Origin of the sequence: Brachybacterium sp. J144 (genome assembly GCF_036321705.1) — a bacterium.
Taxonomy (GTDB): domain Bacteria; phylum Actinomycetota; class Actinomycetes; order Actinomycetales; family Dermabacteraceae; genus Brachybacterium.
Genome location: NZ_JAZDCG010000014.1, coordinates 102,262 through 118,445 on the forward strand (window position 1 = coordinate 102,262; position 16,184 = coordinate 118,445).

Below are 16,184 nucleotides of genomic sequence, written 5' to 3' on the forward strand. Positions count from 1 at the left end.
GGAGCGCGCTGCGCGAGCCGATCCGGGCCCGCTCCCGCACTCAGGCGGTGGCGTCGGTGATCGCGGCGTCGGCCTGGTGCAGGGTGCGGGCGACGTCGAGGCGGGTCAGCACGCGGTCGCCAGTGCCGAGCGTCGTGCCCGCGGGCAGCATCCCGGCCGCGACCAGCCAGGCGAGATCGAGGAGATCGGGGGCCGTGGCTGCGTCCTCGCTCGCGGCGAGCTCGGTGACGGGGGACCAGGTCACACCCACGGCAGCGAGCGAAGGACGCAGCAGCGCGGTGAGCATCGACGCCTCGCAGCCGAGGGTCGCGTCGCCGTCCGGGTGCACCTGCAGCGCGGCATCGCCCCACAGCGCTCCGCGGCCGTGCAGCCACAGCAGAGCCGCGGTCTGCTCGGCATCGTCCCCGAGGTCGACGAACAGGGTGGGGGTGCTCGCGACGGGCACCTCGGGGGAGCCTCCGAAGCGGTGCAGGGCCACGGCGAGCTGGCCGCGGGTGACGGTGCGGTCCGGCGCGTAGGCGTCGCCCTCGAGCGCGGTCTGGACGCCGGTCTCGTGCGCCCAGAGCATCGCCGCGAGGCCCTCCGCGTCATCGGCGACGTCGGCGAAGGGGCTGCTGGTCGGGGCGGCGCCCGTGCCGCCCTCGGCGGAGGAGGCGGTGAGCGCGGATCCCGACCGGTTCAGCAGGGTGCCGACGCCGACGGGCACGGCGACAACGGCCGCCGCGGCTCCGGCGAGCAGCACGGTGCGGCGGCCCGGCCCGCGACGCGCGGCGGGGGCGGACGACGGGGATGCTGCGGGGGCCGGGGCCGACGGGGCGACGTCGGGGGCGGCGGCCGACGGCGGTGCCGCGGGGGTTGCCGACGGGAAGACCTCGGAAACCGGTGCAGCCGGTGCGGTCGCGGCGGGGACGGGCGGGAGCGCGGGGTCGAGGGCGTCGCCGCGGCGGGCGCGCGGGGCGGCAGGTCGTCTCACAGCCACCCCAGCTCCCGCAGCCGATCGACGATCGCCCAGCTCACCGCCAAGTTGCCCCAGCCGTTGAGGTGGATGCCGTCGGGCGCCCGCAGCTCCTCGGGGACCACGCCCGCCGCGAGCGCGTCCCGGGCGGAGGCCTGCTCCCCGAGCCGCAGACCCTGCAGCGGCGGGCAGGCGAGCCCCTCGACGGTGGTCAGCAGCGAGGCGAGGTCGAGGAAGTGGTCCCCGTAGCGACGCTGCTGCTCGGTGTTGACCAGCGCGAGAGCGGTCCCGGTGGCGGAGCCCGTCGGATCCTGGCCCGTCGGCCACTGCCCGAGCACGAGCGTGTCGTGCGCCGGATCCTCGGCCGCGTCCCACATGCGCTGGGTGTCGTGGAGGACCCCGGCCGTGTCCGTGATGTTGTTCTTCCCCATCCACAGGATCTGCCGCGAGCCCTGGGCGATGGCCGCGAGGGAGGAGGAGAAGACCCCGCCCGCGACCGGGGCGACGGGATCGTCGGGGCGGAAGGACCAGGTGCCGGTGGATCCGTCGAGCGTGCCGGCGACGTCGCCGCAGGTTCCCGGGATCTGCAGCGGGCCGGCCGGGTTCAGGGCGGGCTCGAGGGTGACGGGGACCGCGCCCGTCGTCGCGTCGGCGGGACCGGTGACCCGCAGCGTCGGGGTGTCGAGTCCGCGCATCAGCAGGGTGTGCGCCGAGCGGGTGGCGCCGACGCCGAAGGCGTGCACGACGGCGGGCGCGGCGGCGAGGGAGAGATGGTCGTGGATGCGGATCTCGAGCGGGGTCGCCTCTGCGCCGCCCTGCGAGCTCATCGACGAGGAGCCCCACAGGGTGAGGGGGCGGGGCGAGGTAGTCGGCGAGAGCAGGGCGCGGGAGGCATCGGTGCCGGTCGACGCGGTGTGCACGGGGGCGGCGGGGGCCGGGAGGGGTGCCGCGGGGGCGAGGAAGGGAGCGGCAGGCGCGGCCAGGGCGGCGGTCTGCGGCGCGGGCATCGCGATCCTCCGGGGCGGTGCGGACGGGATGCCCCACCGGCACCCACGAGGCCCTACCTTACGGGAGCGGAGGGGCGGGGGTAAGGGCCGTCTGCCGACATCACTGCGGCCCTCCGGGCGGGTGCTCCGCGGCCTGCGCGCGGTCTCCCGTCGGCCCTGCGCGCACCGGCGCACCGGCCCCGCGCGCACCGGCGCTGTGACTCACGGCCAGGCGTAGTCGACGACCACGGGGGAGTGGTCCGAGAGCCGCTCGCCGGCCACCTCGCGATCGACGATGGTCCGCACCGCGCTGCGGGCGAGACGCGGCGTGGCCAGGTGGTAGTCGATCCGCCAGCCGCGATCCTCGGCGAAGGCCCGCCCCAGCCACGACCACCACGAGTAGGGGCCGTCCTGTTCCGGGTGCAGGGAGCGGACCACGTCCACGAGCGTGCGCGGGGAGAGCTGCTGTCCGAACCACTCTCGCTCCTCGGGCAGGAAGCCGTCGGTCTGCTGATTGCGGCGCCACGCGGCGAGGTCCTGCGGAGTGTGCGCGATGTTCAGGTCGCCCATCAGCAGGTACTCCCGCCCGTCGGCCTGCGCCGCGCGGCGCGTGCGGGTGAGCTGCCGGGCGAAGCCGTCCAGGAACTGCATCTTCCGCGCGTAGCGTGCCCCTCCGTCGGGCGCCTCCCGCATCCGCTCGGGCCGCTGCAGATGCGCGGGCAGGCCACCCTTGGGCAGGTAGAGCGAGGCGATGGTGAGCGGCACGTCGGAGAGATCGACCTCGAGGTAGCGGCCCTCGGCGACGAACCGCTCGAGGCCCCGGGCGAGCGGCACCCGGTCCGGCGCGGCGACGGGCACGAGGAGGCCGTCGGCGGAGCCGAGCAGCGCCGCCCCGCCCCAGGTGCGCACCGCCGCAGGCGGCCGGCGGGTGAGCACCGCGACCCCGTTCCGTCCCGGGAGCGTGCCGGTGTCCAGCGCGACGTGGAAGTCGCCGAAAGCCCGCTCGGGCAGCGCGGCGGCCTGCGCGCGGACCTCCTGCAGCGCGATCACGTCGGCCCCGCGGGAGGCGAGCCAATCGCCCAGGCCCCGACGATGGGCGGCGCGGATCCCGTTGACGTTGGCGGTCGCGATGCGGAGCATTCCTGCAGGCTACGCGGTAAGGCCGACGTGCGGGTGTCGGGCTGCGGCTGGCCCAGCGAGGGGGCCGGCCCCAGGGCAGGGTGGTCCGGCACGGCGTAGGATCGCCAGCGGCGAGCCCTGCCTCAGCTCGCGACCGGGTCGCCGACGACGGGGCCCTCGGTGTTGGGCTTCCAGCCGAGCGCCGGAGCGACGTGCTCCGCGAAGCTCTGCAGGATGTGCAGGTTCAGCTCGACCCCGGCCTGGCTGGGGATCGTGAGCATCAGGGTGTCGGCGGACTGCACGGCGGCGTCGGCCGTCAGCTGCTCGATCAGCTGATCGGGTTCGCCGGTGTAGGTGCGGCCGAAGGTGGAGCGGGTGCCGTCGATGATGCCGATCTGGTCCGCGTCCTGGCCGGAGCGGACTCCGAACAGCCGACGGTCCTGATCGGTCACGATCGGGAAGACGCTGCGGGAGACCGAGACCCGCGGGGTGTGGCTGTGGCCTGCGGCGGCGAAGGCGGTGCGGAAGGCGTCGATCTGCTCGGCCTGCAGGTCCCCGAAGGCGGCGCCGGTGGCCTCGGTGAGCAGGGTCGAGCTCATCATGTTCAGGCCCAGCTCGCCGGTCCACTCGGCGGTCGCCCGGGATCCGGCGCCCCACCAGATGTGACGGATCAGGTCCGGGGACTGCGGCTCGATCGCGAGCGGGGCGTGCGGGGCGGCGTCGGACATGTAGGGCTGCGCGGCGGCGCGGGTCATCGGCGCGCCCTGGATGGCCTTGAGGAAGACGTCGAACTTGGAGCGGGCGATGTCGGCGCCGCGCGGGTCGGTGGAGCCGGTGTAGCCGAAGGACTCCCAGCCGCGGTCGGCCGCCTCGGGGGCGCCGCGGGAGATGCCGAGCGCCACGCGGCCGTCCGCGATCAGGTCGAGCGCCGCGGCCTCCTCGGCGAGGTAGAGGGGGTTCTCGTAGCGCATGTCGATGACGCCCGTGCCGACCTCGATCCGCTGGGTGCGCGCGGCGACCGCCGAGAGTAGCGGCATGGGGGAGGCCGACTGCCGCGCGTAGTGGTGCACACGGAAGGAGGCGTTGTTGACGCCCAGCTCATCGGCCCCGACGGCGATATCGATCGCGTCGTGGAGCATCTGGCGGGCGGTGATTCCGCCCTGGGCGGGGCTGCCGCCGTAGTGACCGAAGCTGAGGAATCCGAAAGCACGCATGGGGCCACCCTAGCTGATGGTTGAAAATAAAATCAACAGGGTGGGGAGGGTGATCTCGGGCCGGGACCGGGGCTGTCGGCCGTCGGCTGGGGGCCGTCGGCCGGGGCAGGGAGCGGCCGCGGATTCCGCTCAGCCCTCCTGTCGCGGTCCCTCCACCACCAGCGCCCACATCACGCCGAAGCGATCCACGACCTGGCCGTAGTGGTCGCCCCAGGGGGCGAGCTCGAAGGGCATCGCCACCCTGCCGTCCGCGGCGACGATCCGCTCGATCAGCGCCCGGGCGTCCACGACCTCGTCCAGGCCGATCAAGAAGGAGTAGACCTCGGAGCTGAGCGGCGGCAGCTCCTCTCCGGGCGGGGCGATGCCGTCGCCGCCCGCGAGCGTGACCAGGCCGCCGTGCAGCTGGGCGTGCGCGACCGTGCCCGGGGGCGGGGTGAACGGGAATTCTGAGAGGTCCGTGAACTGCTCGTAGAGCATGATCTCGAGCTCCCCGCCGAACAGCTCGCGGTAGTGCTCGAAGGCGGCCTGCGCGGTGCCCGGGAAGGTGATGTAGGGGCTGAACTGCGGTGCTGCCATGGTGACTCCTCGGTCTGCGGTGACTGGTGGAGAGGCTGGCGGCCAGTCTTCCACGCCGAGCCCCGCCGCGTCCCGCGCCGGTCCGGACCGGTCTGCCCCCTCCGGCCTGCCCGCCCTGCCCCGTTCCTCCGGCGGCCTGTCCACGAAAGGGATGTCAGCGGCACGAGACGTGCATATAACAGGCCTCGTGCCGCTCACGTCCCCTTGGTGGACAGCTCCGCACCCGCCGGTCCCGCACCTCTCCTCCCCAGCGCCCCGTCATCCACAGCCGTCCCCGTCTCCTCCCGTCGCGGCAGCCGTCGATCCAGGCTGGGGCAATGGTTAGCGCTCATCGTCCCGAGGTCCATGTCCGCACCCGACGCCAGCTCGAGGAGGGCGGTCACGGCCGGCGGTCGATCGAGGCTCTGCTGGAGAGCGGTGCGGTGGAGCGGCTGGGCGGCGGGTTCTACGGGACACCGGGGACTCCACCGAAGGTCCGAGCCGCCCTGCTCCGAGGGAACCGCTTGACCTGTGTGGATGCCCTCGAGCTCTACGGCTTCTGGGTGCCGCGGGTGGGGTGTGTCCATGAGGCCCGCCGCCGTGTCGGTCCTGGGACGGGCCGCACGGCTCCGGAGATCGGCGAGGGGGTGGTCCTGCATGCGCCGATCCTGCGCACCTGGCCGGACGAACACCCGGTGCTCCCGCTCCTGACCGCTCTCGAGCACGCCGTCCACTGCCTCGAGCCGAGATTCGCCGCCGTGGTCCTCGAATCCGGGCTGAACCGAGGCCTGATCAGCGGGGATGACGCGATTGCGGTGTGCCGGTCGCTGTCGCGAAAGCGTCGACGGGAGATCTTTCCGCTGAGCAGGGTCGCGGAGTCCGGCACGGAGACGATCGTGCGTCGCGCCCTCACGCGACGCGGGTTCGTGGTGAGACCCCAGGTTGCGATCCCGGAGGTGGGACGGGTCGATCTGCTGGTGGGGGAGCGGCTCGTCATCGAGTGCGACAGCGTCGCTCATCACGCGGAGCAGGCCAAGTACACGAACGACAGGCGGAGGGATCGAGCCGCTCGGCGCCTCGGCTACACGGTCGTCCGGCTGACCTATGAGGACGTCATGCTCGCCTGGGACGCGACACTCGCGGACCTGCTGGTCATGCTACGTCGAGGCGACCACCGGATACCGCGGTCCCGGCGCACGACCGGGACCGACGAGCGGGGTCTTCTCCGCGGTCCGGGTCGGCCGTGTCCATGAAAGGGACGTGAGCGGCACGGGACGTGCATATAGCAGGCCTCGTGCCGTTCACGTCCCTTCGGTGGACAGACCCCCGTGGGCCGGGCCAGCCCGGACGGGAACCGGATCGGAATCAGAACAGGCTGGACCGGACCGGGCCAGGCCGGACCGGATGTAGCTGGACCGGACCGGACCAGGCCGGACCGGATGTAGCTGGACCGGACCGGACCGGGCCAGGCCGAACCGGATGTAGCCGAACCGGACCGGACCGGACCCGGGTCGAGGACTCAGTCCTCGTCGGCCTCGGTGGAGCCGGCGGGCCGGGAGCCGAGCTCGGCGTCGAGGCGGAGGAGGCCGGAGCCGTCCTCGCCGATCAGCTTGAGGCGCCCGATGATCTCGGAGGCGGTGGCCTCCTCCTCGATCTGCTCGTCGACGAACCAGTTCAGCAGCGGGCGGGAGTCGTAGTCGCCCTCCTTGTCGGCGCTGCGGTACAACTCGCGGATCGCCTCGGAGACCTTCTGCTCGTGCGCGAGGGCGGCCTCGAAGATCTCCAGCACCGACAGTCCGGGCGTCACGCCGGGCGCCGCGATGGTGCCGATCGCCGCGTGGTTGCCGCGGTCCGAGACGTGCTGGATGAACTTGTTGGCGTGGACGATCTCCTCGTCGGCCTGATGGCGGAGCCAGGCGGCGATGCCGGGGAGGTCCTGCTCGTCGGCTTCGATGGCGAGCTGGCGGTAGGTGATCGACGCGGCGAACTCCAGCGTGATCTGGTCCTGGAACTTCTTCTCGAGGTCGTGGCTCATCTTCATGGGGACGACGGTAGTCCGTCCACGGGTGGCTGTGACCCTTGCTGAGCCTTTCCTGACCTGCGACGACACGCATCGGGCAGGCTTCCCCGGCCCGCCCCTGACCTCACGGCGTCCCGTGCCGCGGGCGACCGCGGAGGCGGCGGAAGGTCCCCGTCGGCGACCCGCGCCTCCGGTCGGCTCGCGACCCGGTTCCGATCAGGCCCGGAGGTGTGCGGGAGCGGGGCCCAGGGTGCGGCCGGGCAAGAACGTCCCCTCGACCAGGCTGTGCCGCGCCGGCGTCGGGGCCTCGGCCGGGGGGCCCTCGCGGTCCTCCTGCGCCAGCACGAGCAGCTCCTCCATCCGCTCGACGGCGCGGGTGACGACCTCTTCCACCGGCAGGCGCAGGGTAGCGAGGCCCACAAGGTCCAGGCCGTCGCCGAGGCCGTCGAAGCCGAGGGTGCTGACGTCCTCGGGGATGCGCACGTCGCGCTCGGCGGCGGCCCGCAGCAGGCCCAGGGCGACGTAGTCGACGGGGCAGGCGATGCAGCTCGCTCCCTGCTCCCGGGCGGTGTCGAGAGCGCGCACCACACCCTCTTCCACCGGCAGCAGGTCGACCGGGAGAGTGGCGATGCCGAGCTCCCCGCACCGTTCGACGAGGCTGCGGATCCGCAGGTCGAAGACGCGCGAGTAGAGCAGCGGTGCGGAGAGCACGATGATCCGCCGATGTCCGCGGGCGGCGACCTCCTCGGCCATCCTGCGGCCGTGGGCGCGCTCGTCGTAGCTCACGGACTCGATCTGCGGATGGTCGTTGGGCCGGCCGAGGATCATCATCGGCACCGTGGTCACGGTCTCCACGAGGTCCTCGGCGGCGGTCACCCCGGTGCCGACGAAGACTCCGGCGACGCGCTGTCCGAGCAGGCGCCGCAGCCCCGTCACCTCGGCGGTGCCGTAGTCGTGGCGGGAGGCGGTGACGGAGATGAGGGTGCGCCCGGCGCGCTCGACCGCCCGGTTCGTCTCGGCGAGCAAGTGCCCGTAGGCGGGGTTGGTGGCGTCGCGGACCAGCAGTCCGAGCTGCCGCCCGTGGCGCTGGGCGAGGCCGCTCGCGACGAGGTTGTGCACGTAGCCGAGGCGGGTGGCGGCCTCGTGCACGGCGACGAGGGTGTCGGCGGAGACGCGCTCGCCGTCGTTCTGGAAGACCCGGGAGACGGTGGAGCGGGAGACGCCGGCGGCGCGCGCCACGTCGAGCATCGTCGGCGGGCGGGTCATGGGCGGCCTCTCGGGTCGGGGTGGGCGCGACGGCGGTGACGGCGGCGTTGGCGGCGTCGACGGGGCCGACGGGCGGTGCGCGGGGCCGGGCACGACGGCGAGCCCGGTGAGGCAGGGTAACCCGGCCGGGGCGTGCCGACCGGGGGAGCGGGGTGACGTCCGGGTGAAGCTTCGGTGCGGGGGTCGTCGCCGACCTCCGCCGGGCGCGCCGCGGGGGCGAACTCTCGGCGGCAGCGGGATGAACATCGGCCGACGCCGAGGTGGAGCGCGGCGTCGAATCGGGAGCGATGCGGCGCGGCCGCGGGGTGTGGGAGCACTCCCACCTGCAGGGACAGCCCGCGTTCATTCCCCCGTCATCCCGGACGTCGTTGCTGGCCAGGACGGTGGGAGCGCTCCTACGGTGACCGAGCGCATCACCGGTGAGGAGATGCGCGCACCTGCTTCGGTCGCTCCTCGCGGCCACGTCCCGCGGACCGCTCCGAGCGGCCGCCCGATCCACCCGGGAGAGCCATGTCGATGGACGTCGGATCCCGCGCCGCCGCGGAGGGGCGCACACCCGTCGAGCGCGGCACCAGTCCTGCACCGGACAGGGCCGTTGCCGCTGGGAGCCCGCTCGTGGACACGGACGCGCCGGGATCGGTGTCGACTGGGGGACGGACCGGGCCGCAGGACGCGCCGGAGCCGACCGACGATCACCGTCGAGAGGCCCTCACCGCCCGAGCCGCCGCCCGCCGCCGTTCCCCGCAGCGTCGCCGCCGCACCCGCCGCTCAGCGCTGCTCTTCCTCGCCCTCATCGCCCCGAACCTGCTGGCGATCCTCGTATTCTCCTACTACCCGGCGCTCTACAACATCGGGCTGAGCTTCATGGACTGGGATTTCGTGGACCCGGACCCGGAGTTCGTGGGCCTCGAGAACTACGCCGACCTCGCGACCGACGGCGAGTTCGCGCAGATCCTGCTGAACACGCTGCTGTTCACGACGCTGAGCGTGCTCGGCTCGATCGCCGGCGGCCTGGCGCTGGGCAGTCTGCTGGCCACCAAGGTGCCGCTGACCGGCTTCGCGCAGACCATGGCCTTCGCTCCGCACATGCTCCCGGGGGCCGCCGTCGGCATCCTCTGGCTGTTCATGTTCGATCCCAACTACGGCCTGTCCCGCTGGCTCTTCTCGCAGGTGGGCCTCGCCTCGCCGGACTGGACCACCACCTCGGACTGGTCCCTGTGGGCGATCACGATCGCGTACACCTGGCAGCGCCTCGGCTTCGTCACAGTCATCTGCTACACCGCGATCCTCGACCTGCCCCGGGACGTGTACGAGGCGGCGGCGCTCGACGGCGCCGCCGGCTGGTCGCTGTTCCGCCACATGACGCTGCCGCTGCTGCGCCCGATCACCTTCTTCCTCTCCGTCACCGGGATCATCTCGGCGGCGCAGAGCTTCGACATCATCTCGATCATGACCAGCGGCGGCCCGGGGATCTCCTCCACGACGCTGAGCTGGATGGTCTACGAGGAAGCCTTCAAGAACTTCGACATCGGCCGGGCGAGCGCCGCCGCGACGGTGCTGCTGGTGATCCTGCTCGCGATCACCTGGGTCCAGGTCCGCTACAGCCAGAAGCAGGGAGATGCCGCATGAGCGCCGACCTCCTCGGTCCCGGGGCGGCCCTCGCCGCCGACGCCACCGGCCGTGCCACCGATGCCGCCGGCCGCGCCGACGGCTCCGGCGCCAGCCGCGACCGCCGCCGCGCGCGCGGCCCCCGTCGGCCGCTCTGGCAGACGGCCCTGCTGTTGGCGGGCGTGCTCGCCACCATCGCCGTGTTCCTGGTGCCGCTGTACTGGCTGTTCTCCTCGGCGTTCAAGCCGCGCCCGGACATCTACTCCTGGCCGCTGCGCTGGATCCCCTCCCGGCTCACCCTCGACAACGTGGTGGAGGCGTGGACCTCGGCGCCCTTCGACCGCTTCTTCCTCAACTCGATCATCACCACGGGGGTCGGCACCGCGCTCGAGGTGACCCTCGCGATCCTGTGCGCCTACGCCTTCGTGTTCGTCGAGTTCCGGTTCAAGAAGGTGCTGTTCGGCCTGATCATCGCCTCGCTCATGTTGCCCGGCCACGTGACCCTGATCGTCAACTACATCACCGTGGCGAACCTGGGCTGGCTGAACTCCTACCAGGGGCTGATCCTGCCGGGCATCGCGAGCGCCTTCGCCATGTTCCTGCTGTACCAGTCGATGCGCGGGATCGACCGCGACATCCTCCAAGCAGCGGAGATCGACGGGGCCGGCCACCTTCGCCGCATGCTCACGATCGTCGTCCCGCTCTCCGCCCCGATGATCCTCACCTGCACGCTCATCGTGATGGTCGGGAAGTGGAACGAGTACGTGTGGCCGCTGATCGTCACCAGCACCGCGGACATGCGCACGCTGCCCATCGGCCTGCTGTTCCTGCGCACCCAGGAGGGCTACTCCAACTGGGGCTCGATCATGGCCGGCGCGCTGTTCGTGTCCCTGCCGATGCTCCTCCTCTTCTTCCTCGCCCAGAAGCGCATCATCGGCGGCCTCGCCGCCGGCGCCCTCAAATGACCTCTCACCCCACCCCATCCCAGGAGACCCCCATGTCCTCGTTCAGCCACCTCAGCCCCCTGTCCCGCCGCCGGATGCTCGCCGCCCTCGCCCTGGGCGCCGCCGGCACCGGCCTCGCCGCCTGCGGTGCCCCCAACGGCGGCGGCGACGCCTCCGACGGACCCGTCCGCGACGGCTTCGCCCAGGCCGACCTCAAGATCCCCGCCGGCTACGAGGACCGCACCGCGGTGCTGTTCTGGGCGCCGTGGACCGGCGGCGCCTTCGAGGCGCTCTCCGGCATGATCACCGAGTTCAACGAGTCGCAGGAGGACGTGGTCGTCGTCGCCGAGTCCGTCGGCGGCTACGCGGAGCTGAACCAGAAGTTCACCGCCGCCCTGCAGGCCCGCGCCGTCCCGGACATCGTCTGCTTCCCCGAGATGCAGTGGCTCCAGTTCTACTTCTCCGGCGCCCTCGCGCCGCTCGACGACTACTTCGACGACGAGTGGAGCCTCGACGTCTACCTGCAGAACTACGTCGCCGAGGGCAAGGCCGACGGGAAGACCTACGTCGTGCCCTTCGCCCGCTCCACGCCGCTGTTCTACTTCAACAAGACCCGCTACCTCGAGGCGGGCCTGCCCGAGGAGGGCCCCTCCACCTGGGAGGACCTCGCGGCCTTCGGCCCCGAGCTCGCGAAGATCCAGGTCGACGGCCGTCCGCTCGCCGCCCTCGCCTTCACCGCCGACGACGCGTGGCACGGCCAGGCCGACATCTGGGGCTTCGGCGGCGCGAACGCGAACCAGGACTTCGCCGTCACCATCGCCGACGACCCGGGCCTCGAGTGGCTCGAGTGGCAGCGGAAGTTCATCCACGAGGACAAGTTCGGCTACCTCGCGCAGGCCGCGGGCACCGACTTCACCTCGGGCATCTCCGCGGGCATGCGCGGCTCGACCGCGAGCCTCACCGGCACCACCGCCGCCACCGAGGGGGTCTTCGAGGTGGGCACCGCGTTCATGCTCGCCAAGGAGGGCCAGGAGAAGGCCGTCCCCACGGGCGGCTCGGGCCTGTCCGTGGTGCGTGGCGACTCGAAGGACCGCCAGGACGCCGCCGCCCAGTTCTTCCGCTTCCTCGCGCAGCCGGAGCAGTCCGCCATCTGGCATGCCGCGACGGGCTACGTGCCGATCGTCCAGGCCGCGGCGGAGACCTCCACCGTGAAGGACCTCGTCGCGAAGAACCCCAACTACGGGGTCGCCCTCGCACAGCTCGAGAACGCCCGCACCGCCGACTACACCAACTGGTTCCAGGCGGCCGTCACCGAGATCTCCTCCGCCCAGACCAAGGTCTACGGCGACGGCACCTCCGCGGAGGACGCCCTCAGCGCCGCCGCCACGAAGCTCCAGGACATCCTCGACGAGAACCGCGAGGACATCGAGGCGATCGCCTTCGAGGGCTGGAAGTGACCGCTCCGGCGCCCGGGCAGCGCGGCCGTCCCCGGGCCGTGATGCCCGCACGGCCCGCCCTGGTGGGCCACCGCGGCGCGGCGGCCCTGGACCCGGAGAACACGGTGCGCTCCTTCCGCCGCGGCGTGACGGAAGGGGTGGCGCTGCTCGAGTGCGACGTCCACCTCAGCGCCGACGGCCACGACGTGGTCCTCCACGACGCGACGCTGGACCGCACCGCGCAGCGGGACTCCCCGCTGCGCACCGGCGCCGTCGCCGAGCTCACCCGCGCCCAGATCGACCGGGTGCTCGTAGGGCAGGGGGAGGGCGTGCCCGACCTCGCCGCGGTGCTCGACGCCGCCCGACGGCCCGACGGCACCGTGGTGCCGCTGCTGGTCGAGCTCAAGGCCCCGGCCGCGGCCGGACTCGTGGTCCGCATCCTCCGCGAACGCTTCGGCGCCGCGGCCTTCGCGGACCCGGGGACGGCGCCGGCCTGGATCATCTCCTTCCACGCGGAGGCACTCCGGACCGCGCGCGAGCTGGCGCCGGAGATCCCGCGCCTGCTCACCACCACCGCCACCTCCCCGGAGTTCCTCACGGCGGCGCAGCAGCTCGAGGTCGCCCAGATCGGGGTGCGCATCGCCGACGCCCGCGCCGCGGACGTCGCCTGGTGCCTCGAGCACGGGGTGCTGCTGAACCTGTGGACCGCCCGCACCGACGTCGAGCTCGAGCGCGCCCTCGAGCTCGGCTGCGACACGCTCACCGTGGACGATCCCGTGTGGGCCCGCGCTATCGTCGGCCCCGATCCCCTCGCCCCTCAGGAGGCACCGTGACCGTCCCCGCCGCCGCCCCGGCACCGCTCGTCGTCGGCCATCGCGGAGCGCCCGCCCACGCCCCCGAGAACACCCTCGCCGCCTTCCGACGCGCCCTCGCCGACGGCGCCGAGCTGCTCGAGTGTGACGTGCACCTGAGCGCCGACGGGCACGTCGTGGTGATGCACGACGAGACGATCGACCGCACCGCCGCCGCGGACTCCCCGCGCCGCACCGGGGCGATCGGCGAGCTCACCCGCGCCGAGCTCGACGAGGTCCTGCTCGAGGGCGGGGAGAAGGTGCCGAGCCTCGAGGAGCTGCTCGCGCTCACCACGGTGCCGGTGTTCATCGAGGTCAAGGCCGCTGCGGCGGCGTCGGCCGTGGCCACTCTGCTGCGCGCGCTGCCCGAGGGCTCACCGGCGGCCGCCTCGACCGTGATCTCCTTCCACCCCGAGGCGCTCGCCGAGATCCGCCGCACCGCCGGGGTGCCGGTCAGCTACCTGGTGGGCGTCGTCGACGAGGCGGCGATCCGGACCGCCCGCGAGATCGGTGCCTCCGGGCTCGGCCCCGCGATCGACGGCCTCTCCCTCGCGGCCGCCCGCGCGGTGCACGAGGCGGGGCTGCGGCTGAACCCGTGGACGATCAACACGGAGGATCAGCTCACCGTCGCCCTGGCCTGCGGCGCCGATACGATCACGTCCGACGACCCGGCCTGGGTGCGCGAGGAGCTCGCCGGCTGACGGGCCGGGTCCGGTCGACGGGGGCGGTGAGCCGCGCCGACGGGGCCGATCTCACCGAGTGCTGCGTCTGGACCGTGTCGGGGCCTGCCCATCCGGACCGATCTCGCCGAGTGCTGCATCTGGACCGTTTGGGGCCACGCGTGGCGGCTCAGATGCAGCACTCGGCGTGGACGCGGCGCCGACGGGGCGCCGACCCAGCTGCAGGTCAAGGCCCCTTGACTTGCGGAGTCAAGGAATCTTGACTAAATCTGTCAAGATCGCTTGACAGAGATGTCAAGGACTCCTTCCCTTCGAAGCATGAACTCCACCGCTTCCTCACCGGCGTCCTGCTCTACGCCCTCGGCCTCGCGTTCAGCCCGCTCGGCGTCACGATCGGTCTGCCGCTCTGGCTGCCGGCGCTCGTCCTCTCCGTCCCCGGGATCGCGCTGATGGCGATCGCGAACATCGCCATGTATCGCAGCGGTGACGAGTTCGAGCGGCGCAAGATCGCCGAGGCGGTGCTCTTCGCCTTCGTGATCGCCACGCCGTTGATCTTGATCGTCGGCGCCCTGCAGTTCTTCGGCCTGCCGGAGATCAACTGGATCTTCGCCTTCTCCATCCTCATGCTCGGATGGCTGATCGGCACCGCCCTCTCCGCCGTCCGCTACCGCTGAGGAGCCCCGCCATGCGCAACGACATCAAGGCCCGCCGCACCGAGCGCCGCTGGTCGCAGGCGGAGCTGGGCAAGGAGCTCGGCGTCTCCCGGCAGACGGTCATCGCGATCGAGAACGACAAGTACGACCCCTCCCTCCCGCTCGCCTTCGCGATCGCCCGACTCTTCGGGGTGCGCATCGAAGAGGTCTTCAGCCCGGACGAGGACGGCGGGGCCGACGGTTGAGTGCCGGTGGGTGCGGGCCGACGATCGCCCCGGCCGACGGGGTCCCCGTCGGCCGCCCGCCGCTCTGCGCGCACCTCACGCCGACCGCCCTCCGAACACCCCGTGCTCCGCGCGCACGGCGCGCGTACGCTGACCCCGCTCCGCCCTCCGATTCCCGAGGGCCCCGCGATTTCGGGCCCCTCGGGCCCCTGAAAGGACTGCGATGCTCGACTCGACGCTCCAGGGCACCTACGACCAGGTCCTCCGCCGTAACGCTGGCGAGCCGGAGTTCCACCAGGCAGTCCGGGAGGTGTTCGAGTCCCTCGAGCTCATCCAGGACCGTCACCCCGAGTACCAGGAGCACGGCATCCTGATGCGGATGTGCGAGCCCGAGCGGCAGATCATCTTCCGCGTCCCGTGGGTCGACGACCAGGGAGTCACCCAGGTCAACCGCGGCTTCCGCGTCGAGTACAACTCGGCCCTCGGCCCCTACAAGGGCGGCCTGCGCTTCCACCCGAGCGTGAACCTCGGCATCGTGAAGTTCCTCGGCTTCGAGCAGATCTTCAAGAACTCGCTCACCGGCCTGCCCATCGGCGGCGGCAAGGGCGGCTCCGACTTCGACCCGCACGGTCGCAGCGATGGCGAGGTCATGCGCTTCTGCCAGTCCTTCATGACCGAGCTGCATCGCCACATGGGCGAGTACACCGACGTCCCCGCCGGTGACATCGGCGTGGGCGCCCGCGAGATCGGCTTCCTCTTCGGCCAGTACAAGCGCCTCACCAATCGCTACGAGGCGGGCGTCCTCACGGGCAAGGGCCTGGACTGGGGCGGCTCCCTGGTGCGCAAGGAGGCCACGGGCTACGGCGCGGCGATCTTCGCCGACGAGATGCTGAAGGCCCGCGGCTCCGGCTTCGACGGCAAGCGCGTGGTGGTCTCCGGCTCCGGCAACGTCGCGCTCTACGCGATCGAGAAGGCGCAGCAGCTCGGCGGCGTGCCGATCTCGGCGTCGGACTCCTCCGGCTACGTGGTCGACGAGAACGGCATCGACCTGCAGCTGCTCCAGCAGATCAAGGAGGTCGAGCGCGGCCGCATCCACGAGTACGCGGACCGCCGCGGCAACGGCGCCCGCTTCGTGCAGGGCGGCAGCGTGTGGGACGTCCCGGCCGCGATCGCCCTGCCCAGCGCCACCCAGAACGAGCTCTCCGAGGCCGATGCGCGGACCCTCGTGAAGAACGGCGTCGAGGCGGTCTCCGAGGGTGCGAACATGCCCTGCACCCCGGAGGCCGTGACCGTGTTCCGCGAGGCCGGCACTGCCTTCGGCCCCGGCAAGGCCGCGAACGCGGGCGGCGTGGCGACCAGCGCGCTCGAGATGCAGCAGAACGCGAGCCGCGATGCGTGGAGCTTCGAGCACACCGAGGAGCGCCTCACGCAGATCATGAAGAACATCCACGCCACCTGCCTCGAGACCGCCGAGGAGCTCGGCCGCCCGGGCGACTACGTGGTGGGTGCGAACGTGGCCGGCTTCCGCAAGGTGGCCGACGCGATGATCGCCTTCGGCGTCATCTGAGCCGACTCGGCGCGGAGGTCGCTCTCCATCGAGTGCTGCATCTGGACCGCTATGACACTGTCGTAGCCGCCCGGATGCAGCACTCGGTGTGTTGAGGGGCGCGTGG

At 72.4% G+C, this 16,184-nt stretch carries 16 protein-coding genes; 9 read left to right on the forward strand and 7 right to left on the reverse strand.

What is annotated here, in order from left to right; translation table 11 throughout:
• Positions 1-40: 40 nt before the first annotated feature.
• From V1260_RS06595 to V1260_RS06615, 5 genes are all read right to left on the reverse strand, one after another.
• Positions 41-979, reverse strand: a complete 939-nt coding sequence (locus V1260_RS06595) for a hypothetical protein (RefSeq protein WP_329746010.1) — start codon at positions 977-979, stop codon at positions 41-43.
• Positions 970-1,962, reverse strand: coding sequence for a hypothetical protein (locus V1260_RS06600; protein ID WP_329746011.1), 993 nt, complete (start codon positions 1,960-1,962; stop codon positions 970-972). Before V1260_RS06600 ends, V1260_RS06595 begins: the two co-directional genes overlap by 10 nt.
• 201 nt (positions 1,963-2,163) lie before the next feature.
• A complete protein-coding gene (locus V1260_RS06605) occupies positions 2,164-3,081 on the reverse strand; it encodes an exodeoxyribonuclease III (protein WP_329746012.1) in 918 nt (305 codons plus the stop codon).
• A gap of 122 nt (positions 3,082-3,203) precedes the next feature.
• The gene (locus tag V1260_RS06610; protein ID WP_329746013.1) at positions 3,204-4,274 is read right to left on the reverse strand and encodes an LLM class flavin-dependent oxidoreductase; all 1,071 of its coding nucleotides are present in this window, start codon (positions 4,272-4,274) and stop codon (positions 3,204-3,206) included.
• Between the two features lie 129 nt (positions 4,275-4,403).
• The gene (locus tag V1260_RS06615) at positions 4,404-4,850 is read right to left on the reverse strand and encodes a VOC family protein (RefSeq protein ID WP_329746014.1); all 447 of its coding nucleotides are present in this window, start codon (positions 4,848-4,850) and stop codon (positions 4,404-4,406) included.
• Positions 4,851-5,524: 674 nt separating this feature from the next.
• Between V1260_RS06615 and V1260_RS06620 the strand changes: the two genes are divergently transcribed.
• Positions 5,525-6,082 (forward strand): endonuclease domain-containing protein, encoded by a 558-nt coding sequence (locus V1260_RS06620; RefSeq protein WP_329746015.1) that lies wholly within the window; start codon positions 5,525-5,527, stop codon positions 6,080-6,082.
• Positions 6,083-6,348: 266 nt separating this feature from the next.
• On the opposite strand, the gene V1260_RS06625 is transcribed toward V1260_RS06620, so the two are convergent.
• Complete coding sequence (locus V1260_RS06625) at positions 6,349-6,870, reverse strand: ferritin (protein ID WP_329746016.1); 522 nt, start codon at positions 6,868-6,870, stop codon at positions 6,349-6,351.
• Between the two features lie 195 nt (positions 6,871-7,065).
• Positions 7,066-8,115, reverse strand: a complete 1,050-nt coding sequence (locus tag V1260_RS06630; RefSeq protein ID WP_329746017.1) for a LacI family DNA-binding transcriptional regulator — start codon at positions 8,113-8,115, stop codon at positions 7,066-7,068.
• A gap of 639 nt (positions 8,116-8,754) precedes the next feature.
• Between V1260_RS06630 and V1260_RS06635 the strand changes: the two genes are divergently transcribed.
• From V1260_RS06635 to gdhA, 8 genes are all read left to right on the forward strand, one after another.
• Positions 8,755-9,744 (forward strand): carbohydrate ABC transporter permease, encoded by a 990-nt coding sequence (locus V1260_RS06635; RefSeq protein WP_329746018.1) that lies wholly within the window; start codon positions 8,755-8,757, stop codon positions 9,742-9,744.
• Positions 9,741-10,688: a carbohydrate ABC transporter permease gene (locus V1260_RS06640; protein WP_329746019.1), complete on the forward strand. Its 948-nt coding sequence runs from the start codon at positions 9,741-9,743 to the stop codon at positions 10,686-10,688. Before V1260_RS06635 ends, V1260_RS06640 begins: the two co-directional genes overlap by 4 nt.
• Positions 10,689-10,720: 32 nt before the next feature.
• Positions 10,721-12,124: an ABC transporter substrate-binding protein gene (locus tag V1260_RS06645; RefSeq protein WP_329746020.1), complete on the forward strand. Its 1,404-nt coding sequence runs from the start codon at positions 10,721-10,723 to the stop codon at positions 12,122-12,124.
• A gap of 41 nt (positions 12,125-12,165) precedes the next feature.
• Positions 12,166-12,936 (forward strand): glycerophosphodiester phosphodiesterase, encoded by a 771-nt coding sequence (locus V1260_RS06650; protein WP_329746021.1) that lies wholly within the window; start codon positions 12,166-12,168, stop codon positions 12,934-12,936.
• The gene (locus V1260_RS06655; protein WP_329746022.1) at positions 12,933-13,655 is read left to right on the forward strand and encodes a glycerophosphodiester phosphodiesterase; all 723 of its coding nucleotides are present in this window, start codon (positions 12,933-12,935) and stop codon (positions 13,653-13,655) included. Before V1260_RS06650 ends, V1260_RS06655 begins: the two co-directional genes overlap by 4 nt.
• 428 nt (positions 13,656-14,083) lie before the next feature.
• Positions 14,084-14,308 (forward strand): hypothetical protein, encoded by a 225-nt coding sequence (locus tag V1260_RS06660; protein ID WP_329746023.1) that lies wholly within the window; start codon positions 14,084-14,086, stop codon positions 14,306-14,308.
• 11 nt (positions 14,309-14,319) lie between these two features.
• Entirely contained in the window at positions 14,320-14,532 is a 213-nt protein-coding gene (locus V1260_RS06665; protein ID WP_329746024.1) for a helix-turn-helix transcriptional regulator, read from the forward strand.
• A 202-nt stretch (positions 14,533-14,734) separates the two neighbouring features.
• Positions 14,735-16,078, forward strand: coding sequence for an NADP-specific glutamate dehydrogenase (gene gdhA / locus V1260_RS06670; protein WP_329746025.1), 1,344 nt, complete (start codon positions 14,735-14,737; stop codon positions 16,076-16,078).
• The last annotated feature ends 106 nt before the right edge of the window (positions 16,079-16,184 follow it).

What these genes read in the sequence shown, in the direction of transcription:
- V1260_RS06615 (WP_329746014.1), bottom strand. Translation starts at nt 4,850, where the DNA reads ATGGCAGCACCGCAGTTCAGCCCCTACATCACCTTCCCGGGCACCGCG.
- V1260_RS06660 (WP_329746023.1), top strand. Translation starts at nt 14,084, where the DNA reads ATGGCGATCGCGAACATCGCCATGTATCGCAGCGGTGACGAGTTCGAG.
- V1260_RS06640 (WP_329746019.1), top strand. Translation starts at nt 9,741, where the DNA reads ATGAGCGCCGACCTCCTCGGTCCCGGGGCGGCCCTCGCCGCCGACGCC.
- V1260_RS06610 (WP_329746013.1), bottom strand. Translation starts at nt 4,274, where the DNA reads ATGCGTGCTTTCGGATTCCTCAGCTTCGGTCACTACGGCGGCAGCCCC.
- V1260_RS06605 (WP_329746012.1), bottom strand. Translation starts at nt 3,081, where the DNA reads ATGCTCCGCATCGCGACCGCCAACGTCAACGGGATCCGCGCCGCCCAT.
- V1260_RS06665 (WP_329746024.1), top strand. Translation starts at nt 14,320, where the DNA reads ATGCGCAACGACATCAAGGCCCGCCGCACCGAGCGCCGCTGGTCGCAG.
- gdhA (WP_329746025.1), top strand. Translation starts at nt 14,735, where the DNA reads ATGCTCGACTCGACGCTCCAGGGCACCTACGACCAGGTCCTCCGCCGT.
- V1260_RS06650 (WP_329746021.1), top strand. Translation starts at nt 12,166, where the DNA reads ATGCCCGCACGGCCCGCCCTGGTGGGCCACCGCGGCGCGGCGGCCCTG.
- V1260_RS06600 (WP_329746011.1), bottom strand. Translation starts at nt 1,962, where the DNA reads ATGCCCGCGCCGCAGACCGCCGCCCTGGCCGCGCCTGCCGCTCCCTTC.
- V1260_RS06630 (WP_329746017.1), bottom strand. Translation starts at nt 8,115, where the DNA reads ATGACCCGCCCGCCGACGATGCTCGACGTGGCGCGCGCCGCCGGCGTC.
- V1260_RS06625 (WP_329746016.1), bottom strand. Translation starts at nt 6,870, where the DNA reads ATGAAGATGAGCCACGACCTCGAGAAGAAGTTCCAGGACCAGATCACG.
- V1260_RS06645 (WP_329746020.1), top strand. Translation starts at nt 10,721, where the DNA reads ATGTCCTCGTTCAGCCACCTCAGCCCCCTGTCCCGCCGCCGGATGCTC.